This is a genomic window from Frateuria hangzhouensis, from assembly GCF_026410505.1.
In the GTDB taxonomy this organism is placed as follows: Bacteria; Pseudomonadota; Gammaproteobacteria; order Xanthomonadales; family Rhodanobacteraceae; genus Frateuria_A; species Frateuria_A hangzhouensis.
The window spans coordinates 43315-70126 of record NZ_JAPMIU010000018.1 but is presented as its reverse complement, the minus strand read 5'-3'; the positions used below and the strand labels follow the sequence as shown (position 1 = coordinate 70126).

The following is a 26812-nucleotide window of genomic DNA, read 5'->3' as shown; positions in this document are numbered from 1 at the left end:
GTCGGCTTGCGGTGTACTTCGAAACTGCCGTCGGCTTGGCTGGCCAGGGTCAATTGGTCGGGCATCGGTTACGCTCGGTGGGCGGAGGCCCTCGCTTGGACAGCGGGGCAAAATCAGAGTTTCCCTAGTGGCTGACCTCCGCAATGCGGATCTTTGGTCCATGGAACCAAGCTACCGGGCGCAGATCACGGACAGTCCCACCTATCGGTTGACGCTGGAGATCGGCGACGAAGCGCATGAGATTGAGGACTATGTAGGCGCCGAGGCCGGCATGCCGAGCGTGATCACGAATTTCGAGGATGAGGTCGACCTGGTAGCGCACTCGTCAGACTGGACGACCCTGTCCGTCGCCGCGGTGGACCAGTTGCAGCGTGAGGGTTTCGACTTCAGATCGCAGGTCGCGGCAGACCTGCTCGCACGCGCTGTGGCCAACGATAAAGGTGGGGACGAACTTGCGATGCTGCGGATGATCCGGGCGGGAACCGCTGTGACCGGAGGTAGTCCTTTGGGATGGAGGACGCCTCCGGGTCGCACCGCGCAAACATCGCTTCTGGAAAGCGCCTTGCTTCACCGCCGCACGTCGCTGATCGCCCCACTTCTGGTGCGCGGATCCTTGCGTACCAACGGTGCGCTGGACGGCAAGAAGGTGAATGCAGCCTTTCGCAGTGCGATCGAGGGCGGACGCCTCTCGTCAGTGCGGGAGATATGGAGCCTGACCACGCCCGGGACGCGCCCGTTGCTGTGGTTCGAGGACAAGGACGACAACGGCAACAAGCGGAAGGTGCCGGTGACCATGCTGCTTTCGCGCCCGTATCTTGATAGTGGTTGGGAGGGCAAGGCCATCGCCGAGTGGCTTGCCGGTATGGGTTGCGATCTCAAGGCACACGCAGCCGACGGAGACACGCTGCTCCATCGTGCGGTGGATGCGGGTGATATCGCCTTTGTCCGCTATTTGCTGGCAGAGGGGCTGGATGTCTCGGCGCCGGGCAATTATGGGCTTCCTGCGTTGGGCAGTGCCAAAGTCGAAGATGTCGCGCTGCTGCTGTTGCAGTCGGGCTCGGACTGGCGCATGGACGACCGTGGTGAAGGGTTCATCCGATACGCCAAGAACCAGCATTGGGGGCGTGTGGTGACTTGGTTGCGGCAACAAGGCCAATAGCGGGGAAGACAGGTGATTTTCTGGCGGATAAAGGGCCGCGGATAAAGGGACGGATAAAGGGGGAGGGGGCAATTAACGCGCAGTAATTGCCCCCGTGCCGGAGGTTTTTGTCCCGGAGCTTTTCACGATGGCGCGATCTATTTCGGCGTGAGGTGATAAAGCCCGCCCGGTGCAGCGTCTTCCAGCATCCAGAGCGACCCGTCCGGCGCTTCTTCGATGTCGCGGACGCGTTTGCCGACGTTCCAGCGCTGGACGGCGGTTGCTCCGCCCTTGTCGTCGAAGGTGACGCGAATGATGGCCTCGGCGGCAAGGCCGCTGATCAGGGCGCTGCCTTTCCAGTGCGGGAACGCGCTGCCTTTGTAGAACATCAGGTTGCCCGGCGCGATCACCGGCACCCAGTAGATCACCGGTTTGGCGAGGTCGGGGCGCGTGTCGGGGTTGGGGATGGGTACGCCGTTGTAGTTGACGCCGTAGGAGACCAGCGGCCAGCCGTAGTTCTTGCCGCGTTGAACCAGGTTGAGTTCATCGCCGCCGCGCGGGCCATGTTCGAGTTCCCACAGTCGACCGTCGGGAGCGAAGGCGAGGCCGTACGGTGTGCGGAAGCCGGTGGCCCAGGTTTCGGCCGGCGTCAGGTTGGGGCCGGGGAACGTATAGGTGCTGACCACCGGCGCCGTCTTGGCTTTCTCGGTGTCCTCAGGCGGGTCGATCAGCGGAATGGTGCGGGCGCCGACCTTGCCTGCCCACGGGTTGCCCGGCACGGGCTTGCCGTCCAGCGTCAGCCGCAGGATCTTGCCTTCCGGCTGGTCGGGATCCTGCGCGGGTGTGAAGCGCTGGCGGTCGCCCACCGTGAGGAATAGGTACTTGCCGTCCGGCGAGAAGGCGATCTGGGCGCCGGCCTGGCCGCCCTTGCCGGTGGGCATCTGGCGCCACAGCACCTTGAAGCCCTCCAGCCGGGGCTGCTTGCCATCCAGCACCAGCCGCCCGCGGCCCAGCGTGAGCCCGCCGCCATAGTCGCCCGGGGCGACGTAGGTGAGATAGACATGGTGGTCAATGGCGTAATGGGGCGAGAGGAAGACGCCCAGCATGCCGTTCTGGCCTTCCACATAGGCGGGCGGGACACCCGCGATTTCGGTCTTGGCGCCCTGCGGGGTGACCAGATCGACGCGGCCGACCTTCTCGGTCACCAGCATGCGGCCATCGGGCAGGAAGGCGATGCGCCAGGGCAGGTCGAAGCTCGCCACTTTCGTCATGGTGAAGGGAAGGCCGGGATCGGCTTTCTGTTCTCCCGCGTTGGTCTGCGCATGGACGGCGCTTGTCAGCAGAGCTGCAAGAAATCCCACGGTTGCCAGCTTCGTCATCTGAGCGTTTCCTTCTTCGAACGACCGGAAGCATCTTAGTGTCAAGCTGATGAGGCGGTATGGGCCCGAGCGGGAACACGTGCTCGAAGGGAGAGACGATGCCGAAGATCCGGTCGCGGATCGCCGTCCAGCTTCCGGTCACGCCGTCGTGCGGGGTGGCCAGTGAGGTGCGAACGGATTTCACCTCTTCGTCGCCGCCCAGCAGCAGCTCGCGCGGTGGGTCCGCGTCGCCTCAGGCCTGTGCCGGGCCTGGGGCGCACGCCACCTGCTGGTCGCGCCAATGCGGCCTGTCGCCGTGCAACGGTGGCCTTGCCTGCATCTTCATGCGGGTGCGCCTACGTTGGCGATCTTCCCAAAGGACGCCCCCATGGATCGCCAGCCGCCGCCGACCGTGTCATCGCTCGACCTCACTTGCTATCTCGGTACCTGGTACGAAATAGCGCGCTTGCCGATGCGCCATGAGCCGGCCGATTACACCGATATCACCGCCAGTTACACCCTTGAGCCCGATGGCGCGATCCGGGTGGACAACCGTGCGCGCAATGGCGAGGGCGAGCTGGAGGAGTCGGTCGGGGAGGCGAAGGTGCTCGATCCCTCCAGGCCGGGCCGGTTGCAGGTGAGTTTCCTGCCCGAGGGTTTGCGGTGGATACCCTTTACCAAAGGCGACTACTGGATCTTGCGCGTGGACGAGGACTACCGCACCGCTCTGGTCGGCAGCCCCGACTTCGAGTACCTGTGGCTGCTGCACCGCGATCCGGAACTGAACGCCGATACGCGCGAGACCTTCCTCCAGTACGCGCAATCGCTCGGATACCGGCTCGATGACCTCATCCATACGCCACACACGGGCCGGCGCACGGGCTGAAACTCCGCGGAGCGGGAAGTTCGCGCATGGCGGACACGTGCAGTTTTCGGCGGCAGGTTGGGGCAGGCGATTGCGGAAAGCCATCCATCCTCTGTAGGAGTGAACCTGTAGGGAGAATCACTCCGTCCGTGCGACGCTTTTGCAGGAGCCCACTTGTGGGCGATGCCCTTGCGCCCGATCGCGGCGCCAGAAGCATCGCCCACAAGTGGGCTCCTACAGTGGGCGTCGAAAGCCATGGCGATTCGCCAGGACTTGCGCGAGCTTCGTACCGGAGGCCAGGCCAAGCGCCAGCACGCCATAGGCCATCAGCAAGGAACGCTTGCCGAGCACGAGCTCCCATCCGGGCGTGAGTCTTTTCGGGGTCATGCCGTAATCGACGGCCGCGGCGACCGCGGACGTGACGCAGGCGCCGCTCAGGAGCGTGCCGGTGGCGGGTGACCGGCGACGCGCCCGCCAGAATTCGAAGGGCAACGCCCAGAACACGGTCGATGCGTAGTGGGTCGCCAGGCCGATCAGCGTGTGGCTGGCATCGGGCTGCTCACAGCGGGCCGCTTCGTCACCATGCAGCCAGTGGCTGGTCGCGTTGATGGGCTGCAGGGCGCCCTTGCCCTCGGCTTTGGCCAACAGCGCCAGGGCGACGGCCGCGGCGAGGCCCGCGACGGCGCCGCTCACCAGCGCCCTGGTGGCGGGCGTGGCCCAGTCTCTGTTGCCGTTCGTTCGCGTTTCCACTCGGCGCGCCTCTTGCTCGTTGCGTGTCCCCCACCGTAGCCGGGCCCATGTGAGCCGTGTGCGGAGCCGCAATGAAGGCAGCCTCGGCCTTGCCGGTGGCTGTACGCGGCAGCGGTCCCGTCTGCTCACGCCGCTCGTCGCAGCGGATGCCTGCATCGCAGGCGCTCACCGCCTGGGGTACTCGAACGAGGGAAAACATCCGAAGGCAGAAATCCGCGCGCCGGCGCATTTCCCTCCTCTCTTGATATCGTGGCGCCATGCTCTGTACCGACTGCCAGTCCGGCTACCACGCGCCCTACGATCGCTTCGAGCGCGTCGCCGCGAACCCCCACCAGCCCAGCTTCCTGATGCGCTGCAAACTGTGCGGCGCCCTGTGGAACGAGACTTCCGGCGCGCCGGAACGGCTCACGCGCACCCACGCGCGCGAGCTGTATCCACGCGCCCGGATCTAGCCGACGCCTTCGCGAGGTGATCCGTGCGCAGGCGGGGGGACGTCATCCTGTTTCGGAAATCCCGATAGCCCCCTATCGCGCAATCTTTTGTAGGAGCCCACTTGTGGGCGATGCTCTCAGGCCTGATCGCACACGCCAAAAGCATCGCCCACAAGTGTGCTCCTACAATGGCCGCCGGAAGCTTACCGAGCTTTTCGAAGCTTTGTCCGCAGCGGCGAGGGCAGGTAGAGGAAGGGCCCGCTGAAGCGCTGGCAGCAGGGCTCCGGCAACGGCACCTGGGCGCCACTGTCCAGATGCGATCAGGGCCACGAAGCTGTCGCTTCCAGCCGACGCACCGCCTCGCTCGGCCGCGAGGTCGAGTCGACATCGCGGCGCGCGGCCTGGCGAAACCCGCTGGCGCGAAGCACCAGGAGATGCCTGAAGATCCGGCAGTTTCGTCGCCATTGTCCGGTTCCCCGCACAGCCTGTATGGACTGTGCGGGATTCCCAGCCGCGTGCGGGGCGTCCATAGTTGAGCCGCATCCCCATCGCCCCGGAGAACCGCATGAACAAGCTTGCACAGGCAGGCACTTTTGCCAGATCGCCGAAGCGCAGCGGATCGCGCCGGTGGTGTGCGTGCAGAACCATTACAACCTGGCGCATCGCCGCGACGATGCGCTGATCGACGCGCTGGCCGGCCAGGGCATCGCCTACGTGCCGTTCTTCCCGCTCGGCGGTTTCAGCCCGCTGCAGTCGCAGACGCTGTCGGATGTGGCCGAGGAACTGGGGGCCACGCCGATGCAGGTGGCACTCGCCTGGCTGCTGGCGCGCGGGCCCAACGTGCTGCTGATCCCGGGCACCTCTTCGGTGGCGCATCTGCGCGAGAACCTCGCCGCCGCAGCGATCGAACTCGATGCGCAGGTGCTGGCGCGCCTGGATGGCATCGGCTGACCCGTACGAGCCAGGTACACCGGGAGGAACGGCGGCGACCAGGCTCATTCGGCCTGCCTCCGGAAGTGAACGGCCCCGTTCGGATGGTTTCAACGTGACAATCCCTTCGGGTATCGGATGGTCAAATGATGTAACGGGGAGCTCTTCCGTAGGAGCGCACCTGTGCGCGACCGGATACATCGCGGTCGCGCACAAAGTGCGCTCCTACAAGGGTTCCAGGCGAAGTTACTCATGGCTCCCAGTGACATGACCGATACCCGAAAAACGCCTGCCAGGCTCGCCGAGAGTGCGAGCAAGCTGAAACAAAGCGCGATCCGGCAGACCGACAGCGCGGATCGTCGCACCCAACTTGCCGCGGACCGCACGATCTTCGCGGCCGAGCGCACCTATGCAGCATGGATCCGCACCGGCCTCTCGGCCTTGGCGGCGGGAGTTGGCGCCAAGGCACTGCTGGAGGACGTGGTGCATCCATCGCTGGCCAGCGCGACGGGTTCGGTGCTGATCCTTTTCAGCGCCTTCTGCTTCTTCGCGGGAGTGTGGCGCGAGCTTGACCCGGGGGCGCCGCCGCCGCGTCCCGATATCCGCCGGCTTCCGCCCTGGCTCCTGATCGGCGTCAACGGCTTTCTGGTCCTGGTGTCGCTCGCCGCGCTCGTGGGCATCTGGGTCGTCCGCGTCTGAAGGTGACGGCCACAAGAGGAACGCGACCAGGAAGTGAACCTCGAATAACTCCCTTCGTGCGACGTTTTTTTGTAGGAGCCCACTCGTGGACGATGCCCTTACACCTGATGGCACCGCCAAGAGCATCGCCCACAAGTGGGCTCCTACAGTGGCGCCGGAAGCTTTCAGGGTTGTTCGAGGTTCCCAGGGAAGGGCTGTCGCGGATGCGTGAGCCGGACAACCCGACCCTGCATCGCGGCCATGAAGTCGGCCCTCGGAAATGATCGATTCGGCCAGTTCGACCCTGGCTGCCGGGACGTCCGTCGCACCGACCGGCGCTGCTTCGGTTCACCCGGAGCAACCGCCGCAACAGATGCTCGGCAACTGCACCACCTGATCCAGCTTCACTGCCCAGCCGGTTCGCTGCAGGACTTCGACCAGATCCCTGATGGGCACCCAGGACGATATCCGCATGACCAGGCCGCTCATGTCCAGGTCGACCAGCGCGCTCGGGTCGATATCGAACATGGCGTCCTGGACCACTTCGGGGCGGGGACTGGCATCGGTGAGAGCGATGTGGAATTCCATCGTATGGCCTCTTGCGGGTACTCGTTCTGTTGCCGCGCATGCTTCCGGATCGAGGCTGTCGTGGTCTTGATCCCGGTCAGGCTGGCGAGCGGTGAGATCAGAGGCTTCTGTCGCGCTCGCCGGCCATCAGGAAATGCTGACGAATTGCGCGCTAGGGTCGGGATTTGGCTGACGGATCACCGAAGGAGAACATCGCATGGCACACGTGCACGTCCGCGAGCAGTTTTCGGAAGCCTGGCCAGGCATGGCGAAGACGGCCCTTCGCGTCGCCTTCGGCCTGATCTGGCTGGCCAATGCGGCCTTTACCTGGACGTCCGGCTTCGCGGCCCACTACGTCGGTTACCTGCACAACGCCGCGGACGGACAACCGCGCTGGTCGGCCTGGTGGTTCGATTTCTGGATCTGGCTGGTGACGCCCAACGCGACGCTTTTCGTCTGGCTTACGCGAGGCATCGAGACGCTGTTGGCCCTGGCGCTGGTGCTCGGCATTGCACGCAAGACGACGTACCTGGCCGGCGCGCTGTTCAGCCTGCTGGTCTGGAGCACGGCCGAGGGTTTCGGCGGCCCCTACTCGGTGGGCGCGGCCAACATGGGCACGGGTATCGTCTACGTGCTGGTCTTCATCGCGCTCAGCGTGATCAACAGTGGTTCGGGGCCAAGCCCCTACAGCCTCGACTACTACATCGAGAGGTCGTGGCCGCGCTGGCGGCGGGTTTCGGAGTGGCGCACCGATGTCCCGCCGGCCGCGGTGCATCCGGTGTCCTGGCGGGTGCAGGCGCCGGCGCTGATCGGCATCGCGGTGCTGGTGTTTTTCCTCGTCGCCGGCCTGCACAGCAGCCTGAACGTGCGGCCGCCGACGCCCACCGCGGCCGCCGCCGCCGTGTCGCCGCTGTCGCTTGTATCCAGCCAGCCGATCGCCAAGCCGCGCGACGCACGCCTGCCGCCACTGCAGGCCGGATCGAGCGTCGACGTGCATGTCATCGCGACCGACGACGCGGTCGAGATCGCCAGCGGCGTGCAGTACCAGGCCTGGACCTTCGGCGGTACCGTGCCCGGCCCGGTGATCCACGTGCGCCAGGGGCAAACGGTCAACGTGACGTTCACCAACAAGGGCACGATGCAGCATTCGCTGGACTTCCATGCCGCCATAACGCCGCCGAACCTGCACTACGTGGACATCATGCCCGGCAAGTCGCTGACCTATTCCTTCGTCGCGAACGTGTCCGGCGCCTTCCTGTATCACTGCGGCACGCCGCCGGTGCTGCTGCACATCGGCAATGGCATGTACGGCGCGCTGATCGTCGATCCGGCCGAACCCCTGCCGCCGGCCGAAGAGAGCTATGTGCTGGTGCAGGGCGAGTGGTACACCCAGCAGGTGTCGGGCAAGCTGATGGGCGCCGACTTCCAGAAGATGAGCGAGGAGCGGCCGGACGAAGTCGTCTTCAACGGCGCGGCGTTCCAGTACCGCGATCACCCGCTGCCGGTGACGCCCGGCGAGCGCACGCGCATCTATCTGGTCAACGCGGGACCGAACCTGTGGAGTGCCTTCCACGTGATCGGTGCGATCTTCGACAAGGTCTATCCGGACGGCGATCCCGCGCACGCGTTGAGTGGCGTGTCGACCTATACGGTCGGGCCGGGCGAGGGCGCGGTATTCGACCTGGTGATGCCCGATGCGGGCGAGTACACCTTCGTCGATCACGACATGGCCCATGCCTCGCTCGGCGCGATCGGCGTGCTGGCCGTCGGCGGGCCGGCGGCGGCGCCCGCGGAGGCGCCGGGCACCGCCGGCACGGAGCCGGCTGCTCCGCCGGTCGCAGGCGCGCCGCCAGCGGCGCCGGCCGGGCCGTACAAGTTCGACCCGGCGCGCGGCGCCACCCTGTACGCCACCAACTGTGCGGCCTGCCATCAAGCCACCGGCATGGGGCTGCCGGGTGCGTTCCCGCCGCTCAAGGGCGATCCGACGGTACTGAATCCCGATCCGGCCAAACAGATCGGCACGATCCTTCACGGGATGCACGGCCAGGCCGTGGGCGGCACCGTCTACGCGACGCCGATGCCGCCGTTTGCGGATGTCCTCAACGACCACGATGTCGCGGACATCGCCAACCACGAACGCACGTCGTGGGGAAACCAGGGCAAGCCGGTCACGGCCGAGCAGGTGAAGGCGGTGCGCGCCGCGCAATAGCGATGTGCGCGGTCGCGGCTGCGCATGGGGCAAGCTGGCTCAGCGCTGCTGGCTCTGCGCGGCCACTGTTGCCGATCCGTCCGCGCCGGACCATCGGCCTGGCCGGAGAGCCGGGCACGGCGCGAGGGACTTGTAGGAGCCCACTTGTGGGCGATGCCCTTGCCCTGAGACCGGCCAAAAAAGCATCGCCCACAAGTGGGCTCCTACAGGTGCTGGCCTGATGCGCCGGAACGGGCGCGTGGCGGTCAGCCTCTTGTTTTCGACCATCGCGCGAAGCTTCGCCCAGCGGATAAATCATGGCTTCCACGTTTGTCGATTACCGCCACGGTCGCCCGTCGTGCTGCTACCAACCCAGGAGAAAGCCGCCATGTCCCGCATGATCTTCGTCAACCTACCTGTTTCCAATCTCCGGGCCTCGATGGCCTTCTACGAGGCGCTGGGGTTCACGAACAACCCGCAGTTCACCGACGAAACCGCCGCCTGCATGGTGTGGAGCGATGCGATCTACGTGATGCTGCTGACGCACGACAAGTGGCGCACGTTCACTGACCGGCCGATCTGCCCGGCGACCTCGAGCGAGGTGTCGCTGGCACTCGCGCTGGACAGCCGCGAGGCGGTCGATGCCATGATCGACGCCGCCGCGGCCCACGGCGGCACCGCGGACGTCAATCCCGTGCAGGAACTGGGCTTCATGTACGCGCGCGACCTGACCGACCCCGATGGACACGTCTGGGGACCGCTGTGGATGGACATGTCGGCGGTGCAGGCCGCTTAGGCACCCGGCGGAGGGTGGTCCGGCGCGGGATGAAGCTGGATGCGCGGAAGCCTTCAGGCTTTCATGAAGGGAACAGTACCGGCCCGGCCTCGCGCATGAAAATGCGTACGGTGACCGGGCCGATGCCTTTGAAGCGGCGCAGCCGGCGCTCGAACTCGGCGCGGCTGTCGGAGGCCTCGGCGATGCCCAGCACGCTTCCGCCGTAGTCATCCAGCAGGGTCCGGCAGAGCAGCGAGAGGCGCGTCGCGGTGGATTCGTCGTAGCGGGCATAGCCGCCTTCGCCCAGCATTTTCACCAGCTCGGCATGCGTGCAGTTGCACAGCTTGCGCGGTGTGTCGCGGCCGTGGTGGCGAACCAGCGCCTGCCACGTCGCCGCGGCAATCTTCTGGCTGATGCGCTTGCCGAACAGGAAGCTCGCCAGCAGCCATTGGAACAGGCTGTCCTCGTCGCTCCTGGCGACGTGGATATCGAGGTCCGCGGCGGTCATGTGGCGGCTCATGGGCAACCTTCGCAGCGTCGGCTGCGGTGGCGAGACGAAAAGGGCGCCGAAGCGCCCCTTGCGTCACCGTGCAGTGGGTGAATCAGTCGTTCTTGTGGCTCTGTTCGCCGGCTTTGACGTGCTGTTCGTGGCTTCCGCCCTGGCTGCCACGATTGCCGGAGGAACTGCTGGCCGACTTGGAATTGTCGTTCTTGTGGCTCTGTTCGCCTGCCTTGACGTGTTGCTCGTGCGAGCCGCCACGGTTGTCATTGCTGTTTGCCATTTCCGGTCTCCACCATGATTGATGCCACGCAAACCACCGTGGCGATCAACCATGCAACAACGCGTCTTACGCCCGGGTGAGGGACGTGTCTATCACGGCTTGGGCTTGCGTCCAATCCGCTTCTTTCTGGCGGTCACGCCCGGTGCGGTGGCGGCGCCCGTTACACCCACCGGTTCCAGCCAGGCGAGGTCATCGACGTAGGCAAGGAACGAGCGCAGATACGCCGGCGACACCTCGCGCATCAACGCAATCGCGCGACTGGCCAATGCGGTGGAGTTGAGCGGGCCGGCGTCGGTGGGGCTGTGGGCGACCGATTGCCGGAGCTGGCTGTCGGTGCGCAGGCCGGACCATAGCTGGCGGAAATCGGCGAGCGCGGGCACGTCCGGATAGGTGGTGCGCTCGCCGGAGGTGTCGCGGGCGAGTTGATCGACCAGTTCGCGCAGCGAGCTTGATCGAGGTGGCATGGCGTCGGCGGCCAGCATGTCGTCCGGCGCATCGGCATCGAGCGCCCGCAGTTCGGCCAGCCGCGCATCCAGCGCGCGGCGGACTTCACCGTCGAGGCTGGCGGCGCGTTGCTCCATGGCCGCGATCAGGCGCGTGCGGATGGCCGCGCGGATGTCAGGGCGCATGGCCGGGGGCTGTGTCTTGCGGCGCGGCGTTGGCGGCCGAGGAGCGGGGAATCGGGGCGATCTCGACGCGGCGGTTTTTCGCGCGGCCGGTGGCGTCGGCGTTGGCGCTGACCGGCTGCTGCGCGCCGAAGGCGGCGGCGAACACCGCGTTGGCGGGTACGCCGGCGGCGATCAGGGCGCGGGTGACGGTCAGGGCGCGCTGGGCGGAGAGCTCCCAGTTGTCGGTGAACTGGCGGTTGTCGCCGTGCACGCGCTGGTCGTCGGTGAAGCCGCTGACCATCAACAGCTCGTCGCGCGATTGCAGGTACTGCGCGAGTGGCGCGGCGAGACTCTGGATGAGCTGGCGGCCTTCGGGCTGTAGCTGGTCGGAGTTGAGCGCGAACAGCAGGTTGCCGCGGATGCCGATGCGGCCGTTGACCAGGGTCACGCGGCCCTGCGCCAGCGGCGTGGCCAGCGCCTGTTCCAGCGTGGCGCGGCGTTGCTGTTCGGCCAGGCGCTGCTTCTCGGCAACTTCCAGCTTGTGCGAGAGCTGCAACTGCACGCCGATGACGCCGACCAGGATCAACACGAACGCACCCAGCAGCACCGACATCAGGTCGCCAAAGGCCCAGATGGGGGCGGTGGACTCGCCTTCGAACTCGACGTCGTGGCTCATGGCGTGCACCAAGCCTCTGAACCTCGAAAGGCCCCCAACGTGAGGATTTTTGCAGGAGCGCACCCTGTGCGCGACCGGATGCATGGCGGTCGCGCACTGGGTGCGCTCCTACAAGGGACTGCGCCTTGCAAAGGTCTCTGCGAGGCTTTCATGCCTTCGCCGCCTTGCCCGGCGCGCGGCGGCCGGCGAGCTGTTGCATGTCGGTGATGATCTGCTGCTGCGAGAGCACGCTGAGTTCGACCACTTCCTTCGCCTGCGCCACGTAGTAGGCGAGCTGCTCGTCGCTGCGCGCGAGCGAGGCGTCGAGTGCGCCGGCGATCTGCTGCAGGCGCTCCATCAGCGCGTCGTTGGCCTGGCCGAACTGCGCCACGCCGGCGCCGAAGGCTTCGCCCAGGCCGGCGACTTCGATGGCGCTCGCGGTGACCTGCGCGGCGGCGGTGTCGAGCTTGCCGGTGTGCTCCTCGATCTGCGCGGCGAAGCGGCTGCCGACGCGATCGAGCAGTTCGGCCGAGGTGCTGACCAGCGCGTCGACCGCGCTACGCTGCTCGGTGGAGGCGTGGTTGACCGCGTCGAGCAGGGTTTCCAGCGTGGCCAGCAGGCGGCTGCGCTCTTCCAGCATGGCGGTGTCGCGGACCATGCTGTCGGAGAGTTTCTGGCGTAGTTCGCCGACGACTTCGGCGGCCACGCGCGGCGCTTCGGAGGCGGCCTCGACCAGGCGGGCGATCTCGGCGAGGGTCTGGCTGGCGGCGGCTTCGGTTCGCGCCGAGATGGCGCCGGCGGTCTGCTCCAGCGTGTCGCAGATGGCCTGCTGGCGGCTGGCGGTGGCCTCGCCGGCCGCTTTCCACTGTGCGCCCAGTTCGGCGGTAAGGGCGTCGAGCTTCTGCGCCCAGGCGGCCAGGCGTTGCTGGTCGCGTGCCTCGAGCGCCGACTGCAGTTCCGCGTGCGAGCGGTTGACCGCCTGCACCAATGCGGCCGCGTGCGATTCGAAGGTTTCGCTGGCGGCGGCCAGCGCCTGCTGGTTGCGGTCGGCCAATTGGGCGTGGATGGCGTCCTGTTTCGACAGCGTGCTTTGCCACGCCTCGGCGGCGCGGTCGGCGCTCGCGTCCAGGCGTGTACCGATGCCTTCCAGCAGGGCGGACGAGCGCTGCTCGAAGGTGTCGGCGAAGCGGGCGAGGGCGTCGCCCAGCGCCTGTGCGTGGGCTTCATTGGTTTGCCGGTGCTGGGCGAGCGCGTCGTTCCAGATGCCGGTGACGGTGCGCGCGGTGCTGTCGAAGCCGGTCGCGAGGCCGTCGAGCTGGCGCTGCACGGCTTCGCCCACGCTGGCCTGGATGGCGGTGCTCTCGCGGGCGAGGCTGGCCAGGGTGGATTCGACCACCGGCTGCAGCACGCTGCCGGCGGTGCGCGCGCTGTCTGTCACGCTTGCCTGAAGCGACTGTTCGACCGAGCGGGCGAGGCGCGTGAAGGCCTCTTCGGTATGGCGCTGAAAGCTCTCCCGGTCGGCGTGCTGGCGCTCGTGCGCGGCGGCGCTTTGCTGTTCCAGCGTTGTGGCCATCGCCTGCAGGCGGTCGACCAGCGCGGGCATCGCCGCGGCCTGCTGTTGCAGCAGGCCGAAGGCTTCCTCGCGCCGGTGCGCCTGCGAGTGGACGCGCAGGGTGGTGGCGATCTCCCCGTCCAGCGCCTGCACCGCCAGCAGCCGTTCGCCGCGGACCAGCGCGGAGAGCAAACCGAGCATCGCCGAGCTGGCGACGCCGGCAATGGAGGTGCCGAACGCGAAGGCCAGTCCGTTGACCGGCGCGGCCAGTGAGCCGCGGATCGCCTGCAGGTCGCTGGCGCTGCCCAGCGCCGTGCCGGTGCCGCGCAGCGTGGCCATCATGCCGAGCAGGGTGCCGAGCATGCCCAGCAGCACCAGCAGGCCGACCAGGTACGGCGTCATCGCCGGCGCCGGCAGCGCGGCGCGCTCGCCCTCGACGCGCAGGCGCACGGCATGGCGAAGGCCGGGCGCCAGGCGCTGCAGCCAGCGACCGAGCTCGGCCGGGGGGCCGGTCAGGTCGTCGATCGCCTGGCGCAGCGTGGCGGTGGCCTGGCGGTAGCGGAACAGCTCGAGCGCGCCGGCGAGGTAGCAGGCGCCGATCAACAGGGCGATGGCCATGCCGAGCGGGTTGCTGCCGACGTAGCCGACGACGATCCAGCCGATGGCGGCCAGGCCCAGGGCGAATACCGAAAGAAGAAGCAGACGTTTGAACATGGAGAACCGCGTCAGGGGGTGCGAAGCGCTGCGAGCAGCGCGTCGACCGGTTGGAAACGAAGATCCAGCTCCGCCAGCAGCACGCTCTGCATGTCGCGGCGGAAACCATCGAGCCAGGTGGCGGAAGCGTGCCCGGCGGCGCGCAGGCGCTCGAAGCGCTGGCCCAGCAGCTCGGGCACCTTGGCGAGCAGCGCGTGCTCGCGCGGGGTGAGCGCCGCTTCCATCACCGCATCCACCTCGGCCAGATGCGCCAGCCCGGGCGAGCCTAGCGGGAGCGCGTCACGCAGCTTGCCGCGCAGCCGTCCGGTGGTGGCCTGCAGGGCGCGCTGGCGGGTGAGGCAGAGCTGCCGGTAGGGCGCATAGTCGGGCTCGGCGGGCATCGACGCACCGGGCGCGAGCAAGGGGGCGTCCTTGATGGCCGTCGCCAGCGTCTCGCGTGCCCGCGCGCACTCGGCCTGCAGGTCGTCCGGTGCCGGAGCGGCGGCTTCCGACGCAGCCGGCTGGCCGTCGAGCGCGGCAGCGAGCGACAGCGCGTGGTTCCAGTCCAGCCACTGACCGAGCCGGTCGGGCAGGGACTGGCCGGGCGCAGCCACGTCGATCTCTGCCAGGCGAGCCAGCAGGCGGATGAACGTGGGCCCGCGAACCGTCGGGCGGAGGGCAGCTTGCGCCATGATTTCCGGGGCAAAACAAGTAGTTTAGCGCGGGACGGGGTCCTGGCGTGGCGGCACAAGGAAAGCGCTGGAACCAGTCGCCCGGGAAGAGCCATGCACCAGATGAGGCTTCCGCCGACACGGCTCCCTCTCCCCGGAGGCGAGACGAAGCAAGAGCCGGGCCCCGACCGCCGACACGGCTCCCTCTCCCCTCCGGGGAGAGGGCTGGGGTGAGGGGCCAAGGCTTGCGGGGAATGCTGCTTGGAGCCAACTGCCCGATGCGTAATGGTCGGCTACATGTGATCCTTCGATGAGTTATTCATCCGGGCTGATCCCGGAATGCCGGAGGGCATCGAAGTCCCATGACCCGCGTTCTTTATTCCGGTACCCGCAACGCTTCCAGCTGGGCCTTTCGCGCGTGGCTCGCCTTGAAGGAGGCGGGCGTTTCCTTCGACGAGGAAGTGGTCGATATCCGGCGGCCGCAGCGGTTCGCCAACCTCGATCGCATCCGTGCATTTTCGCCGCCTGGCGCGGTGCCGGTGCTGGTGGACGGCGATGCGGTGATCTTCGATTCGCTGGCCATCATGGAATACGCCAGCGAGCTCGCTGGCGGGGTGCTGCTGCCCGGCGACCCACGCAAGCGGGCGCATGTGCGCTCGCTGGTGTCCTGGCAGCATGCCGGGCTTTCGGGGTTGTGCCCGCGGTTGTCGTTCGAGAGTGCGTTCTACCCCGATCGCCGGGCGATGACCGACGGCGAGGTCGCCGATGCGTCGCGCATCTTCGAAGTGTGGGAGCAGGAGCTGGCGCGCAGCGGCGGGCCCTGGTTGGCGGGCGCGCTGTCGCTGGCGGACTTGGCGTTCGCGCCCACGGTAGTGCGGCTGCATGCGCACGCGCCCGACCTTGCGCAGTGGCCGCGTGCGGCGGCATGGATGACCCGCCTGCTGGCTCGCGACACGGTGCGCGCGTGGATGGACGAGGCGCGCACGCTTGCGCCGGTGCAGCTGGATGACTACGGAAGCCGGGGCCAATAGCGCTGGCGACGTGGTTCGGCCCATGCCTGCGGACCCTCGTGGGGGTGATCCTGCCCGACGCGCCCCGACGCTTGCAGCTGCTTGAATCGCGGGCTAGCGTGGAGCGCGTTTTGTCACGTGTCTGAAGCACTGAACCCTGCAGGCGCCCCATGCCACTGATCTTCGGGCACGACCAGTTCCTCGGCCAGCACGAAGGACGATGGCACGCCCGCGGCTTCTCGGTGGCGCGGCTCGTGCCGACGGTTGCCGAACACGCGGTGCAGGAACACACCCACGCCGAGGCGCATTTCGTGCTGCTGCTCCGCGGCAGCTATCTGTCGTCCGCGCACGGTGCGCCGGTCGAAACCCGCGGGCCGCTGCTGGTCTACAACCCGCCGGGTACGGTCCATCGTGATCGGTTCGGCGATCTGCACAACGGCTTGTTCGTGACTGTCACCGTCGAAGCGGCGACGTTGCGGCAATTTGCGGACGCGATTGCGTTGCCCGACCACGCCTGCGCATTGGGCACATCGGCGTGGGCGATCGCCAGGCGGTTGGCCGCCGCGGGCGGGCAAGTGGGCACTACGGGCGACCTGGTCGTCGAATCGCTGTGCGCGGAACTGCTCGGCGCCACCGCCGCCCATGGCCGCTCGATGGTCTATCGCCAGGCGCCCGCCTGGTTGTGGCGGGCGCGCGAATGTCTGCACGACGATTGCGGCGCGCAACTCGGCCTGGCCGACGTTGCCGCCGCGGCTGGCGTGCATCCGGTGTACCTGACGCGCGCGTTCCGGCGTCATTTCGGCTGTACGCCGGGCGACTACCTGCGCCGCTGTCGCCTGGCCAAGGCGGCAGCGCTGCTGCAGGCGAGGCAACACGACGGGCTTGCCGGAGTGGCCGGTGCCTGCGGCTATTTCGACCAGGCGCATTTCTCGCGGGCCTTCAAGCTGGCCTTCGGGCTGTCGCCGGCCCGTTATCACAAGGCGATGCGGCAAGGGCATCCAGCCCAGGTTTGCCAGATACAAGACCGCTGCAGCCCCGCCGCCTAGCGTGGTGCCACCGCCGCGCGCGGCGCAGTCTCCCTTCCCGACCTGGAACCAACCCATGCTGCTGCTCGAGAAGACCATGCTCTTCCCGCTCGCCTGCCTGCTGTCCGCCCTTGCGCCGGTGCATGCCACCCCCGCGGATCCGCCAGCCGCGCGGTTGGTCGGGCTTTGGGGGAATGAGACCGTTGCGGCCGCGGTCGAAGGCGATCTCACGATCGATGGTCGCGATGCGGGCTGGCGTGGCGCCATCGTCGGCTTCGAGGCGGTGGTGCAGCAGCAGGGGGATCGGCTGAGCCTGGCCTTGCCGGGCGGGCAGGGGCAGTTCCGGGGAAAGCTGTCGCGCGACCGCTCGACCGTCGAAGGCTTCTGGATCCAGCCGCCGGGCATGGCGCTGGCCAGTGCCTACGCAACGCCGGTCGTGCTCAAGCGCACTCAGCCTGGCGTCTGGCGCGGTGCGGTGCATCCGTTGCCCGAGCGCCTGTCGCAGTACCTCGCGATCCAGCGCGAAGCCGACGGCGCGCTCAGCGCCTTCATCCGCAACCCCGAATTCAACCTCGCCCGGGAGCATGTGCTGACGGTGAGCACCGATGGCGACAAGGTGACCTTCGATGATCCGGCCCGGCCCGGCTGGGCCCTGCACGCCACGCTGGACGAGGAGACCGGGCAACTGCGCGTGAACTGGCAGGGCATTGGCGTATTCGCCTTTACCCGGCGCGACCGCGGCCACGCAGTAGGCTTCCATGCGCGTACGCCGGCCGCGGCGAGCTGGCAGCCGCGCACGCCGCTGGATCTGGCCGACGGGTGGCCCACCGCCTTGCCCGGGGACGTGGGCCTGGACGAGGGCCGCCTCGGTGCGCTGGTCGCGCGCCTGCAACAGACACCCGCGGCCGGCGCCCCGCAGGTGCAGGGCCTGCTGATCGCGAGGCACGGCAAGCTCGTGGTGGAGGAATACTTCCATGGCTTCGACGCCGCGCGTCCGCACGATACGCGCTCGGCCGGCAAGACCTTCGCGCCGCTGCTGGTCGGGCTGGCAATGGCGCAAGGGCGCGGAATCGGGCCGGGCGCGCCGGTGCTCGCACTGCTTCCCGACCGTGCCGGATCGGCGGGACAGGACCCACGCAAAGCGAGGATCACCGTGGCCGACCTGATGAGCATGACTTCGGGCCTTGCCTGCGACGACAACGACCCGCAGTCGCCCGGCAACGAGGACACCATGCAGGGGCAGCACCGGCAGGACGACTGGTACCGTTATACGCTCGCGTTGCCGATGGCCCGCGACCCCGGCGGCCCGCAGGCGGTGTACTGCTCGGCCGGCATCAACCTGCTCGGCGCCGTCGTCGCGAAGGCGACCGGCCAGTGGCTGCCCGCCTTCTTCGACCAGTACGTGGCTCGCCCGCTGCAGATGCACGGCTACCACATCAATCTGATGCCTGGCGGCGAGGCCTACCTGGCCGGCGGCATCTACCTGCGGCCGCGCGACATGCTCAAGCTGGGCCAGCTCTACCTTTCCGGCGGCACGTGGAACGGCCGCCGCATCGTCGACCAGGCCTGGGTGCGGGCTTCCACGACCGAGCACTCGCATTTCGGACCCGGCCACGGCTACGGCTACGGTTGGCACCTGCATACCTTCCATGCCGGGGGACGCGACTATCGCGAGTACGCTGCCGAAGGCAACGGCGGCCAGTTCGTCATCGTGCTGCCGGAGCTCGACGTCACAGTGGCCATAACCGCGGGCAACTACGGCGACTTCAAAACGTGGTACGCGCTGCAGGGCCTGGTTGCCCGGTACATCATTCCCGGTAAGAGCGGGGACTAGAAAACGGCAAGGCGGCGTGGCCGGCAACGCCTGGCCGTGGAGATCTCAGGCGTCCCCTCCCGATAAATCGCCCGCCACGGAACGATGCGGTACAAGGCGGGTGATGATGGCCATGGCGGCCAGCAGCAGGATGGCGGCGACGATGAACGCCGTGCCGTCGAAGCCCCTGCTCGCGCCCCAGGCCAGCGACTGGGAGGCGATGAGCGGGCCGAGCACCGCCGCGACCGAGTTCATGCTGCCTATGCCGCCTTGCAGCGCGCCTTGCCGGCTGGCATCGACCATGCCCGAAAGCATGCCGTTCATGGCCGGGTACACGAGCGCGCCCAGCGCGCCGACCAGGAAGAACGCGTAGACCTGCCAGCCGTGGGCGGTGACGGCATAGGCGAGCAGGCAGGTACCAGCGCAGGCCAGGCCGGCGATGGCGGTGCGGCGTTCGCCGATGCGCTCCACCACACGCCGGGTCAGGGCCAACTGCACGATGACGGTGAGGAAACCGACCCAGGCCAGGCTCCAGCCGATCGCCGTGGCGTCCCAGCCGAACCGGATCGACGCCCAGAAGGCCCAGGTGGACGGGTACACCACGCCGCCGAGCTGCCACAGGAACCAGGCCAGCAGCAGCGGCGTGGCATTGCCGGCGTGGAAGAGGGGGCGGAAGGCGCCGATCACGTGCGCGTCGCGCAGGCGGAACGGGCGGCGGTGCGAGGGATCGAGCGTCTCGGGCAACAGCCACGCCATCGCCAGGGCGTTGAGCGCGGCGAGCGCGGCGGCCACGACGAAGGGCGCGCGGGTACCGAACGAGGCCACCAACCCACCCAGCGCCGGGCCGATGATGAAGCCGACGCCGAAGGCGGCGCCCATCAGCCCGAACACGGCGGCGCGCTTGTGCGGCGGCGTGACGTCCGCGATGACGGCGCCGGCTGGTCCGAACGTGGCGCCGGTGATGCCGGCGATGGCGCGGCCCACGAACAGCCAGGTCAACGTCGGTGCGCCGGCCATCAGGAGGTAGTCGAGGCTGAAGCCGAGCATGGCGGCTATCAGCACCGGACGGCGGCCGAAGCGGTCGCCCAGATGGCCAAGCACGGGGCCGGCGAAGAACTGCGCGACCGCGAACACCGCCAGCATCCATCCCGCTACGCGGGTGGCGGCATCCAGTTCCATGTGGCCCAGTTGCGTGACCAGCGCGGGCAATACCGGCATGACGATGCCGAAGCCGATGACGTCGATGACCACGGCGGCCAGCACGATGGGGATCGCGCGATGGTGGAAGCGCGTTGTCGGAGCAGGCATGGCAAGGGGCGCGGGAAGCAAACGAGGGCGCACTGTGCCTGCATGGGCGGGGTACAGGCAATCGGGCGCCGTGCGGCGAAGGCGTCCCATCCGCCGGTCGGCACCGTTCCCTTCCGTTTGCGGGGGAAGGGCCGGGTGGCGTGCATTGGGCTCACCGCCCGGTGGCCTGATTCCTCGCAAAAAAAAGCCCGGCGCTGGGCCGGGCTCTTCTTCAGGATGGCGAGCTGCCTTAGAGCGGCTGCACCTGGTCGGCCTGCAGGCCCTTCGGGCCCTGGGTCACGACGAAGGACACTTTCTGGCCCTCCTGCAGGCTCTTGAAGCCCGAAGACGTGATCGAGCGGAAGTGCACGAACACGTCGTCGCCACTGGCACGGCTGATGAAGCCGAAGCCCTTGGCATCATTGAACCACTTGACGGTACCGGTTTCGGTCTGGGACATCGTTATATCTCCTCGGAACGAGTTGAAATGCCGCATGGATGCGGCGGGTGAGCTGGTCGCAAGGAGCAAACGGGACAACGGTGTAGTGAAACTGCTCTCTACAACATCGGGCCACAGTTCAGGTGACCCCTGAAACCCAGCCCTGCCACGTTAGTGACTGTGGGGGCGGGAAGCAAATGTTTTGTGGCATGCGTTCATGGTCCGGAAGACTTCGGGACCCGCGCCGTGCCCCCGGGTGCATGGCCGGGGCGGCCCTTTGCGCGACCGCAATGCCGTCCGGACCACCCGTGGATTCCCAGGCGCAGCCTCGGTCAGGCGCTAGAAGCGGCGCCCTTGAACACCGCCAGTTGCGCGTCGAAGGCTCGCCGGTAGGCGGGCCTTGCCTCGCCGCGGGCGACATAGGCGGCGAGGTTGGGAAAGGCGTCCAGCAGGCCGGACGGCTTGAGGCGGAGCAGCACGCTCACCATCATGAGGTCGCCGGCGCTGAACGCGCCGTCAAGCCAGTCGGCGCCGGCGAGCCGGGCGGAAAGCTCGCCCAGCCGATGGCCGATGCGGTCCTTGACGAGCACCAGCCGCTCCGCGGCCCAGGGCTTGTCGCCTTCCGCGAACTTGGCGTTCTGCAGCTCGAAGATCGGCGCTTCCACGGTGTTGAGCGCGGCAAACATCCACGTGATGGCGCGCGCCCGGGCGTTTGCCTCTTCCGGCAGCAGGCCGGCGTGGGTCTGTGCGATATGCAGCACGATGGCGCCCGATTCGAACAGCACCAGGTCGCCTTCCTCGTACGTGGGGATCTGCCCGAACGGATGAAGCGCCCGGTGCGCGGGTTCCTTCATGGCGCCGAACGAGAGCAGGCGAACCTCATAGGGCTGGCCTGCTTCTTCGAGCGCCCAGCGAACGCGGGTGTCGCGCGCGAGTCCCTGGCCGCGATCGGGCGATTTTTCAAAGGCGGTGATGGTGGGGGTCATGAATGGGTTCCGGATTGGGGGCGCCAGCGGGCGCCGGGGGCGGGTTTGGCAGGGCATGGTGCGCAAACGGCGTGGAGCGCCAGCCGGCTCGGCGGTGTTCGGCCTGGCAGGCGCCAGCATCATCCGCGGCGCGCGGCTTCGATCGCGGCGATGTCGATTTTCGTCATCTCCATCATGGCGTCGAAAGCGCGCTTGGCGGCGGCCCGATCGGGGTCGTTGACCGCGGCGAGCAGGGCGCGCGGGGTGATCTGCCACGACAGCCCCCACTGGTCCCTGCACCAGCCGCAGGCGCTGGCCTGGCCGCCGTTGTCGATGATCGCGTTCCACAACCGGTCGGTTTCGGCCTGGTCGTCGGTCGCCACCTGAAAGGAAAACGCCTCATCGTGCTTGAACGCCGGTCCGCCGTTCAGGCCCACGCACGGGATGCCCATGACGGTGAACTCGACCGTCAGCACATCGCCCTGCTTGCCCGAGGGGAAGTCGCCCGGCGCGTGATGGACGGCGCCGACCGAGCTGTCCGGAAAGGTTTCGGCATAGAACCGCGCGGCCTCCAGCGCGGTGCCGTCGTACCAGAGGCAGACGGTGTTCTTGTGGGACATGGGCGTTCTCCTGGGTTCTTGTCGGGGATGTCGTGCATTCCCACGACGAACGAGCGGTGTCCGGATCGACACGGCCAGAGGAAGAGCCGGGATGTCCGAAGGAGCGTCTCTGGGGCGTCGGATCGCAGTCGCGCCCAAGCGCGCCCCTGCAAGGGGCGACCTTTCGCGGGCGTGCGGGCGTGGCCGGGGCGCACTGCTACCATGTCTGAATCGGTCGCCTGCGGGTACCGGCAGCGGCGGGGCGGGTGTCCCGGCGGCGCAGACGAGGGGCGGATGAAGGACTTCAGGCAGATTTTCGAGCACGCGCCGGCGCCGTTCACGGTGCTCGACCGGCAGTTTCGCTACGTGACGGCCAATCGCGCCTATCTGCAGACGACCGCCAGCCGGATGGAGGAACTCGAGGGACGTTGCCTGTTCGACGTGTTTCCCGACGAGCCGGGCGACCCCAACCGGGCGGGCGCGCTCATGCTGCGTGCGTCGCTGGAGCGCGTGCTGGCCACGGGGCGTGCCGATACGCTCGCATTGATTCCCTACAAGGTCACACAGCACACGGCGCAGGGCGTGGTGCTGCAGGACCGCTACTGGAGCGCGACCCACACGCCGCTGTTCGACGAACAGGGTGAAGTGGGCTGGATCCTGCAGTACACGGAGGATGTCACCGAGCTGCATCGGCTGCGCCGGACGCCCCCGGCCGGGGAATCCGGCGACGAGGGCCCGTCCAGTAGCCTGGAGCGGTTGCAGGCCGGCATCTTCCACCGCGCCCAGCGCCTGCAGCAGGAAAACTTCGTGCTGGAACGTGAGCGCCAGCACCTCCGGCAACTGTTCGAGCAGGCACCGGGCTTCGTCTGCATTCTGCGCGGCCCGGATCTGATCTTCGAAATCGCCAACGCGGCCTACCGCGGAATGGTCGGGCGCCAGAATCTCATCGGCCTGCCCATGGCGCAGGCCCTGCCCGAGGTGGTCGAACAGGGTTTCATCGGCCTGCTGGAGCGCGTGCTCGCCACGGCCGAGGCGTATGTGGGGCGCGAAGAACGTGTGCTGCTCCAGCGCGACGGCGTGCCGACCGAATTCTTCCTGGACTTCATCTACCAGCCCATCCATGAGCCCGATGGCCATGTGTCGGGCATCTTCGTGCTGGGCCACGACGTGACGGCGCGCGTGCGCGCCCACGAAGACCTGCAGAAGCACCGCGAACATCTCGAGGAACTGGTGCAAACGCGCACCGCGGACCTGGCGCAGGCCGAGGCGGCGCTGTACCAGGCCCAGAAGATGGAGGCCGTTGGACGGCTCACCGGTGGCGTGGCGCATGATTTCAACAATCTGTTGCAGGTCATCGGCGGCAACCTGCAATTGCTCCAGGCCGGTCTCGGGGACGACGATGCCAGGGCCGGAAAGCGGGTCGGCAACGCCCTGGTCGCGGTAGAGCGCGGCGCCAAGCTCGCCGCGCAACTGCTGGCGTTTGCGCGGCGCCAGCCCTTGCAGCCGCAGGTGCTGGATGCGGCGCGGCTGATGAACGGCTTGGCCGACATGCTGCGCCGCGTGATCGGCGAAGCCATCGCCCTGGAAACCTCCGCCGTGGGCAATTTGTGGTCCATCTGTGCCGATCCGGCGCAAATGGAGAACGCCTTGCTCAACCTGGCCATCAACGCGCGCGATGCGATGGCGGGCGAAGGCCGGCTGGTGCTTAAGGCACACAACATCACCGTCGGCGGCGGCGCGGCCGGGATGGATGTGCCCGAGCCGGGCGACTATGTCCTGCTGTCGGTGTCCGACACCGGTGGCGGCATGTCCGGGGAGGTCTGCCGGCAGGCCTTTGAGCCGTTCTTCACTACCAAGCCCGAAGGCCTCGGCAGCGGTCTGGGGCTCAGCATGGTTTACGGCTTCGTCAAGCAGAGCGGCGGGCACGTTTCGATCGACAGCGCGGTCGGCATCGGCACGACCGTGAATATCTACCTGCCGCGCGTGGACGGCGTGGCGGTCGACGAGCCGGTGACGGCGTCGTTACCGGCGGTCGGCGGGTCCGAAACCATCCTGGTCGTCGAGGACGATGTGCAGGTACGCGCCACGGTCGTGGAGATGCTCACCCACCTCGGTTACGCCGTGCGCAAGGCGTCCAGCGGCCAGGAAGCACTGGCCGAGCTGCAGGCCGACCCTGGCGTGGACCTGCTTTTTACCGATGTGGTGATGCCCGGCCCGCTGAAAAGTACGCTGCTGGCCCGCCAGGCGCGGGAAATCGCCCCCGGCATCGGGATCCTCTTCACCTCCGGCTACCCACGCGACGCGATCGTGCACGATGGACGGCTGGACGCCGGGGTGAGCCTCTTGAGCAAGCCGTATACGCGCGATGCGCTCGCCCGCGCGATCCGCAAGCTGCTGCTGCAACGGGATGCCCTGGACGTCTAGACGGAGGCCGACCCTCGGGTTCGTGCGGACGTCCAGGCGCGGGCGATGCCGCCCGCGTGCGACCGGTCGTCCGCACGCGGCAGAACGCCGCGCGATCGGCGCGGGTGTAGCGGCGGGCCAGCGTTAACACGAAAACGAGGCATCCCGGCGCACAGTGGCATGGCCGATAGCGGAGGCACGTGCCATGGCGCGACGGACATGGAGCTGGTGGACTGCCGCGGCCCTCCTGGTGTCGGGCCTGGGCGCACTCGCTTCCCGGTCGCCCGCTGGCGACCCGGGTAGCGGCACGTTCGTGGCACGGATCGAGCTGTCCGGGCCGATCGGCCCCGCGGCCGCGGAATACGTGGACGATGCGATGCGGCGCGCCACCGACGACGGCGCTGCGGCGATCGTGCTGCAGATGGATACGCCGGGCGGCCTGGCCGAGTCGATGCGGCCGATCATCGCCGACATCCTGGCCTCGGACGTGCCGGTGCTCGGCTACGTGGCGCCGGGCGGTGCGCGGGCGGCGTCGGCCGGCACTTACATCCTGTATGCCTGCCATGTGGCCGCGATGGCGCCGGCCACGCATTTGGGCGCGGCCACGCCGGTGTCGCTGGGCGGCGACACGCCGATGCCTGCACCGGGAAGCGACCGGCCATCGGCATCGAAGGGCACCGGCCCGGCAAAAGGCAGCAGTGCGCCGCAGGGCAGCAGTTCATCGAAGGACGATGACAAAACGCCGGCAGGAAACGCCGAGTCGAACAAGGCGCTCAATGACGCGATCGCCTACATCCGCTCGCTGGCGCAACTGCGCGGCCGCAACGCGGCATGGGCCGAACAGGCGGTGCGAGGCGCGGCCACGCTGACCGCCAGCGAGGCGATGCAAGAACACGTGATCGATATCGTGGCCAGCGACGCGACCGCGCTGCTGGCGCAGGTCGATGGCCGCACCGTGCGCATCGGCGAGCGCAGGCTGGTGCTGCATCTGACCGGCCTCCCGCTGCGCGACTACGCGCCCGGCTGGCGCAACCGTTTCCTCGCCACCATCACCAACCCGACCATCGCCTACATGCTGCTGCTCGCGGGCATCTACGGACTGATCCTGGAGGCATTCCATCCCGGCGCGTTGCTGCCCGGCATCACTGGCGGCATCTGCCTGTTGATCGGTCTGTATGCGCTGCAGTTGCTGCCGGTGAATTATGCGGGGCTGGCGCTGATGGCGCTGGGCATCGGCCTGCTGGTCGCCGAGGCGTTCAGTCCAAGCGTGGGCGCGCTCGGCATCGGCGGGCTGATCGCGTTCGTGGTCGGCTCGATCATGCTGTTCCGTACCGGCGTGCCCGGCTACGGCGTGAATCTGGGCGTGATCGCGGGCCTCGCATTCTGCGCCATGGTGGGCCTTGGCGTGTTGTTGCGACTGGCGATGCGCGCGCGGCGCGCCCCGCACTTCAGCGTCGAGCAATCCATGCAGGCGACCGTCGGCGAGCTGCTGCAGCCGGTGGGTGAGGGCGGCGAAGGCTGGGCGCGCATCCAGGGCGAGCGCTGGCGCGTGCGTTGCACCGTCGCGCTGCCTGCAGGCGCCCGCGTGCGGGTGCTGCGTCGCGACGGCCTGTTGCTGTGGGTCGAGCCTACCTGATCGGTTTCACGGGAGAACGCTCATGTTCGGATTTGCCGGTGTGTTGGTGGTGATCGTCGTCGTGTTGCTGGTGCTGGCGATCAAGGTGTTGCCCGAGTACCAGCGCGGCGTGGTGCTCACGCTCGGCCGCTACACCGGTACCAAGGGGCCGGGGCTGGTGCTGCTGGTTCCGGTGATCCAGCGGATGATGCGGGTGGACCTGCGCGTGACGGTAATGGACGTGCCGCCGCAGGACGTGATCTCGCGCGACAACGTCTCGGTGCGGGTCAATGCGGTGGTGTATTTCCGCGTGGTGGAACCGGACAAGTCGGTGCTGCAGGTGGAGAACTTCCTGCAGGCCACCAGCCAGCTGGCGCAGACGCGGCTGCGTTCGGTGCTGGGCCAGCACGAACTGGACGAGATCCTGTCGCAACGCGATTCGATCAACCAGACGCTGCAGACGATCCTCGACGAGGCGACCGATCCTTGGGGCATCAAGGTCACCAACGTGGAGATCAAGGACGTCGACCTCAACGACACCATGGTGCGCGCGATCGCCCGCCAGGCCGAGGCCGAACGCGAGCGGCGCGCCAAGGTGATCCATGCCGAGGGCGAGCTGCAGGCCGCGGAAAAGTTGCGCGACGCCGCCGCGATGCTGTCGCAGCAGTCGCAGGCGCTGTCGCTTCGCTATCTGCAGACGCTGGCCGACATGTCCAGCAACGGCAAGGCTTCCACGATCGTGTTCCCGCTGCCGCTGGAGCTGATCAAGCCGCTGATCGACGCGATGCCGCGCAGCGGTTGATCCTGCGCGAGCCGGAGGCCGATCGGAAGCCCACGCGCGGCAGCCGCCAAGCGGATCTCCTTCGTTGTCCACCCGCAAAACCCAACGTATTCGCGACGATCGCTTGATCCGGGCAGCGCACGCTGCACAGGTCGCCGTCAACGCTACGCAGGTGCGGTCACGGCTGCGTGTGAAGGTCGCGACTCCGGAGCGTGAGCACGGCTTGCGGCAGGG

Annotated in this window: 25 protein-coding genes and 1 pseudogene; 13 read left to right on the top strand and 13 right to left on the bottom strand. The window is 67.9% G+C overall.

Going from position 1 to position 26812, the window contains the following annotated elements; all coding sequences use genetic code 11:
* Positions 1–127 precede the first annotated feature (127 nt).
* Positions 128–1159, top strand: a complete 1032-nt coding sequence (locus OSC30_RS15515; RefSeq protein ID WP_484494523.1) for a DUF6438 domain-containing protein — start codon at positions 128–130, stop codon at positions 1157–1159.
* Positions 1160–1296: 137 nt separating this feature from the next.
* On the opposite strand, the gene OSC30_RS15510 is transcribed toward OSC30_RS15515, so the two are convergent.
* On the bottom strand, positions 1297–2517 hold the full coding sequence (locus OSC30_RS15510) for a PQQ-dependent sugar dehydrogenase (protein ID WP_267172767.1): 1221 nt from the start codon (positions 2515–2517) through the stop codon (positions 1297–1299).
* A 367-nt stretch (positions 2518–2884) separates the two neighbouring features.
* Between OSC30_RS15510 and OSC30_RS15505 the strand changes: the two genes are divergently transcribed.
* Positions 2885–3382, top strand: coding sequence for a lipocalin family protein (locus OSC30_RS15505; RefSeq protein WP_267172766.1), 498 nt, complete (start codon positions 2885–2887; stop codon positions 3380–3382).
* Between the two features lie 213 nt (positions 3383–3595).
* Here the strand turns inward: OSC30_RS15505 and OSC30_RS15500 are convergent, their stop codons facing one another.
* Positions 3596–4054, bottom strand: a complete 459-nt coding sequence (locus OSC30_RS15500) for a hypothetical protein (protein ID WP_267172765.1) — start codon at positions 4052–4054, stop codon at positions 3596–3598.
* Positions 4055–4368: 314 nt separating this feature from the next.
* Here OSC30_RS15500 and OSC30_RS15495 point away from each other — a divergent pair, with 314 nt between their 5' ends.
* The 3 genes and pseudogenes from OSC30_RS15495 to OSC30_RS15485 all read left to right on the top strand — a co-directional run bounded on the left by OSC30_RS15495 (position 4369) and on the right by OSC30_RS15485 (position 6171).
* Positions 4369–4563, top strand: coding sequence for a hypothetical protein (locus tag OSC30_RS15495; protein ID WP_267172764.1), 195 nt, complete (start codon positions 4369–4371; stop codon positions 4561–4563).
* 576 nt (positions 4564–5139) lie between these two features.
* A pseudogene (locus OSC30_RS15490) lies at positions 5140–5493 on the top strand (aldo/keto reductase); the annotation flags it as partial.
* A 246-nt stretch (positions 5494–5739) separates the two neighbouring features.
* Complete coding sequence (locus OSC30_RS15485; RefSeq protein ID WP_267172763.1) at positions 5740–6171, top strand: YidH family protein; 432 nt, start codon at positions 5740–5742, stop codon at positions 6169–6171.
* A 327-nt stretch (positions 6172–6498) separates the two neighbouring features.
* On the opposite strand, the gene OSC30_RS15480 is transcribed toward OSC30_RS15485, so the two are convergent.
* A complete protein-coding gene (locus OSC30_RS15480; protein WP_267172762.1) occupies positions 6499–6738 on the bottom strand; it encodes a hypothetical protein in 240 nt (79 codons plus the stop codon).
* Between the two features lie 196 nt (positions 6739–6934).
* On the opposite strand from OSC30_RS15480, the gene OSC30_RS15475 reads away from it, so the two are divergent.
* The gene (locus tag OSC30_RS15475) at positions 6935–8926 is read left to right on the top strand and encodes a multicopper oxidase domain-containing protein (RefSeq protein WP_267172761.1); all 1992 of its coding nucleotides are present in this window, start codon (positions 6935–6937) and stop codon (positions 8924–8926) included.
* Between the two features lie 367 nt (positions 8927–9293).
* Positions 9294–9701, top strand: coding sequence for a VOC family protein (locus tag OSC30_RS15470; RefSeq protein WP_267172760.1), 408 nt, complete (start codon positions 9294–9296; stop codon positions 9699–9701).
* Positions 9702–9762: 61 nt separating this feature from the next.
* Here the strand turns inward: OSC30_RS15470 and OSC30_RS15465 are convergent, their stop codons facing one another.
* From OSC30_RS15465 to OSC30_RS15440, 6 genes are all read right to left on the bottom strand, one after another.
* A complete protein-coding gene (locus OSC30_RS15465; protein ID WP_267172759.1) occupies positions 9763–10200 on the bottom strand; it encodes an HhH-GDP family DNA glycosylase in 438 nt (145 codons plus the stop codon).
* A gap of 82 nt (positions 10201–10282) precedes the next feature.
* Positions 10283–10462, bottom strand: a complete 180-nt coding sequence (locus tag OSC30_RS15460) for a hypothetical protein (protein WP_267172758.1) — start codon at positions 10460–10462, stop codon at positions 10283–10285.
* A 92-nt stretch (positions 10463–10554) separates the two neighbouring features.
* Positions 10555–11091, bottom strand: coding sequence for a DUF2894 domain-containing protein (locus tag OSC30_RS15455; RefSeq protein ID WP_267172757.1), 537 nt, complete (start codon positions 11089–11091; stop codon positions 10555–10557).
* On the bottom strand, positions 11081–11746 hold the full coding sequence (locus tag OSC30_RS15450; RefSeq protein ID WP_267172756.1) for an OmpA family protein: 666 nt from the start codon (positions 11744–11746) through the stop codon (positions 11081–11083). Before OSC30_RS15450 ends, OSC30_RS15455 begins: the two co-directional genes overlap by 11 nt.
* Positions 11747–11894: 148 nt before the next feature.
* A complete protein-coding gene (locus OSC30_RS15445) occupies positions 11895–13991 on the bottom strand; it encodes a DUF802 domain-containing protein (RefSeq protein ID WP_267172755.1) in 2097 nt (698 codons plus the stop codon).
* Between the two features lie 11 nt (positions 13992–14002).
* On the bottom strand, positions 14003–14662 hold the full coding sequence (locus OSC30_RS15440; protein ID WP_267172754.1) for a DUF3348 domain-containing protein: 660 nt from the start codon (positions 14660–14662) through the stop codon (positions 14003–14005).
* A 341-nt stretch (positions 14663–15003) separates the two neighbouring features.
* Between OSC30_RS15440 and OSC30_RS15435 the strand changes: the two genes are divergently transcribed.
* The 3 genes from OSC30_RS15435 (at position 15004) to OSC30_RS15425 (ending at position 18510) form a co-directional block, all read left to right on the top strand.
* Positions 15004–15672, top strand: a complete 669-nt coding sequence (locus OSC30_RS15435; protein ID WP_267172753.1) for a glutathione S-transferase family protein — start codon at positions 15004–15006, stop codon at positions 15670–15672.
* 149 nt (positions 15673–15821) lie between these two features.
* Positions 15822–16697, top strand: a complete 876-nt coding sequence (locus OSC30_RS15430; protein ID WP_267172752.1) for a helix-turn-helix transcriptional regulator — start codon at positions 15822–15824, stop codon at positions 16695–16697.
* A 55-nt stretch (positions 16698–16752) separates the two neighbouring features.
* Entirely contained in the window at positions 16753–18510 is a 1758-nt protein-coding gene (locus OSC30_RS15425) for a serine hydrolase domain-containing protein (RefSeq protein ID WP_267172751.1), read from the top strand.
* Positions 18511–18555: 45 nt separating this feature from the next.
* On the opposite strand, the gene OSC30_RS15420 is transcribed toward OSC30_RS15425, so the two are convergent.
* The 4 genes from OSC30_RS15420 to OSC30_RS15405 form a co-directional block, all read right to left on the bottom strand.
* Positions 18556–19797 carry an MFS transporter gene (locus OSC30_RS15420; RefSeq protein WP_267172750.1) on the bottom strand — a complete coding sequence of 414 codons (1242 nt, stop codon included), beginning with the start codon at positions 19795–19797 and terminating at the stop codon, positions 18556–18558.
* A 229-nt stretch (positions 19798–20026) separates the two neighbouring features.
* Positions 20027–20236 carry a cold-shock protein gene (locus tag OSC30_RS15415; protein WP_231320407.1) on the bottom strand — a complete coding sequence of 70 codons (210 nt, stop codon included), beginning with the start codon at positions 20234–20236 and terminating at the stop codon, positions 20027–20029.
* Between the two features lie 311 nt (positions 20237–20547).
* Positions 20548–21201: a glutathione S-transferase family protein gene (locus OSC30_RS15410; RefSeq protein ID WP_267172771.1), complete on the bottom strand. Its 654-nt coding sequence runs from the start codon at positions 21199–21201 to the stop codon at positions 20548–20550.
* A gap of 119 nt (positions 21202–21320) precedes the next feature.
* Positions 21321–21800: a VOC family protein gene (locus OSC30_RS15405; RefSeq protein ID WP_267172749.1), complete on the bottom strand. Its 480-nt coding sequence runs from the start codon at positions 21798–21800 to the stop codon at positions 21321–21323.
* Between the two features lie 27 nt (positions 21801–21827).
* Here OSC30_RS15405 and OSC30_RS15400 point away from each other — a divergent pair, with 27 nt between their 5' ends.
* The 3 genes from OSC30_RS15400 to OSC30_RS15390 all read left to right on the top strand — a co-directional run bounded on the left by OSC30_RS15400 (position 21828) and on the right by OSC30_RS15390 (position 26599).
* Entirely contained in the window at positions 21828–24203 is a 2376-nt protein-coding gene (locus OSC30_RS15400) for a PAS domain-containing sensor histidine kinase (protein ID WP_267172748.1), read from the top strand.
* Positions 24204–24387: 184 nt separating this feature from the next.
* On the top strand, positions 24388–25818 hold the full coding sequence (locus tag OSC30_RS15395) for an NfeD family protein (protein ID WP_267172747.1): 1431 nt from the start codon (positions 24388–24390) through the stop codon (positions 25816–25818).
* 22 nt (positions 25819–25840) lie between these two features.
* Positions 25841–26599: a slipin family protein gene (locus OSC30_RS15390; RefSeq protein ID WP_267172746.1), complete on the top strand. Its 759-nt coding sequence runs from the start codon at positions 25841–25843 to the stop codon at positions 26597–26599.
* Positions 26600–26812 lie beyond the last annotated feature (213 nt).

Coding starts and splice junctions, on each gene's coding strand:
- OSC30_RS15510 (WP_267172767.1), bottom strand. CDS start 2,517: ATGACGAAGCTGGCAACCGTGGGATTTCTTGCAGCTCTGCTGACAAGC.
- OSC30_RS15505 (WP_267172766.1), top strand. CDS start 2,885: ATGGATCGCCAGCCGCCGCCGACCGTGTCATCGCTCGACCTCACTTGC.
- OSC30_RS15495 (WP_267172764.1), top strand. CDS start 4,369: ATGCTCTGTACCGACTGCCAGTCCGGCTACCACGCGCCCTACGATCGC.
- OSC30_RS15485 (WP_267172763.1), top strand. CDS start 5,740: ATGACCGATACCCGAAAAACGCCTGCCAGGCTCGCCGAGAGTGCGAGC.
- OSC30_RS15480 (WP_267172762.1), bottom strand. CDS start 6,738: ATGGAATTCCACATCGCTCTCACCGATGCCAGTCCCCGCCCCGAAGTG.
- OSC30_RS15475 (WP_267172761.1), top strand. CDS start 6,935: ATGGCACACGTGCACGTCCGCGAGCAGTTTTCGGAAGCCTGGCCAGGC.
- OSC30_RS15470 (WP_267172760.1), top strand. CDS start 9,294: ATGTCCCGCATGATCTTCGTCAACCTACCTGTTTCCAATCTCCGGGCC.
- OSC30_RS15465 (WP_267172759.1), bottom strand. CDS start 10,200: ATGAGCCGCCACATGACCGCCGCGGACCTCGATATCCACGTCGCCAGG.
- OSC30_RS15460 (WP_267172758.1), bottom strand. CDS start 10,462: ATGGCAAACAGCAATGACAACCGTGGCGGCTCGCACGAGCAACACGTC.
- OSC30_RS15455 (WP_267172757.1), bottom strand. CDS start 11,091: ATGCGCCCTGACATCCGCGCGGCCATCCGCACGCGCCTGATCGCGGCC.
- OSC30_RS15450 (WP_267172756.1), bottom strand. CDS start 11,746: ATGAGCCACGACGTCGAGTTCGAAGGCGAGTCCACCGCCCCCATCTGG.
- OSC30_RS15445 (WP_267172755.1), bottom strand. CDS start 13,991: ATGTTCAAACGTCTGCTTCTTCTTTCGGTATTCGCCCTGGGCCTGGCC.
- OSC30_RS15440 (WP_267172754.1), bottom strand. CDS start 14,662: ATGGCGCAAGCTGCCCTCCGCCCGACGGTTCGCGGGCCCACGTTCATC.
- OSC30_RS15435 (WP_267172753.1), top strand. CDS start 15,004: ATGACCCGCGTTCTTTATTCCGGTACCCGCAACGCTTCCAGCTGGGCC.
- OSC30_RS15430 (WP_267172752.1), top strand. CDS start 15,822: ATGCCACTGATCTTCGGGCACGACCAGTTCCTCGGCCAGCACGAAGGA.
- OSC30_RS15425 (WP_267172751.1), top strand. CDS start 16,753: ATGCTGCTGCTCGAGAAGACCATGCTCTTCCCGCTCGCCTGCCTGCTG.
- OSC30_RS15420 (WP_267172750.1), bottom strand. CDS start 19,797: ATGCCTGCTCCGACAACGCGCTTCCACCATCGCGCGATCCCCATCGTG.
- OSC30_RS15415 (WP_231320407.1), bottom strand. CDS start 20,236: ATGTCCCAGACCGAAACCGGTACCGTCAAGTGGTTCAATGATGCCAAG.
- OSC30_RS15410 (WP_267172771.1), bottom strand. CDS start 21,201: ATGACCCCCACCATCACCGCCTTTGAAAAATCGCCCGATCGCGGCCAG.
- OSC30_RS15405 (WP_267172749.1), bottom strand. CDS start 21,800: ATGTCCCACAAGAACACCGTCTGCCTCTGGTACGACGGCACCGCGCTG.
- OSC30_RS15400 (WP_267172748.1), top strand. CDS start 21,828: ATGTCGTGCATTCCCACGACGAACGAGCGGTGTCCGGATCGACACGGC.
- OSC30_RS15395 (WP_267172747.1), top strand. CDS start 24,388: ATGGCGCGACGGACATGGAGCTGGTGGACTGCCGCGGCCCTCCTGGTG.
- OSC30_RS15390 (WP_267172746.1), top strand. CDS start 25,841: ATGTTCGGATTTGCCGGTGTGTTGGTGGTGATCGTCGTCGTGTTGCTG.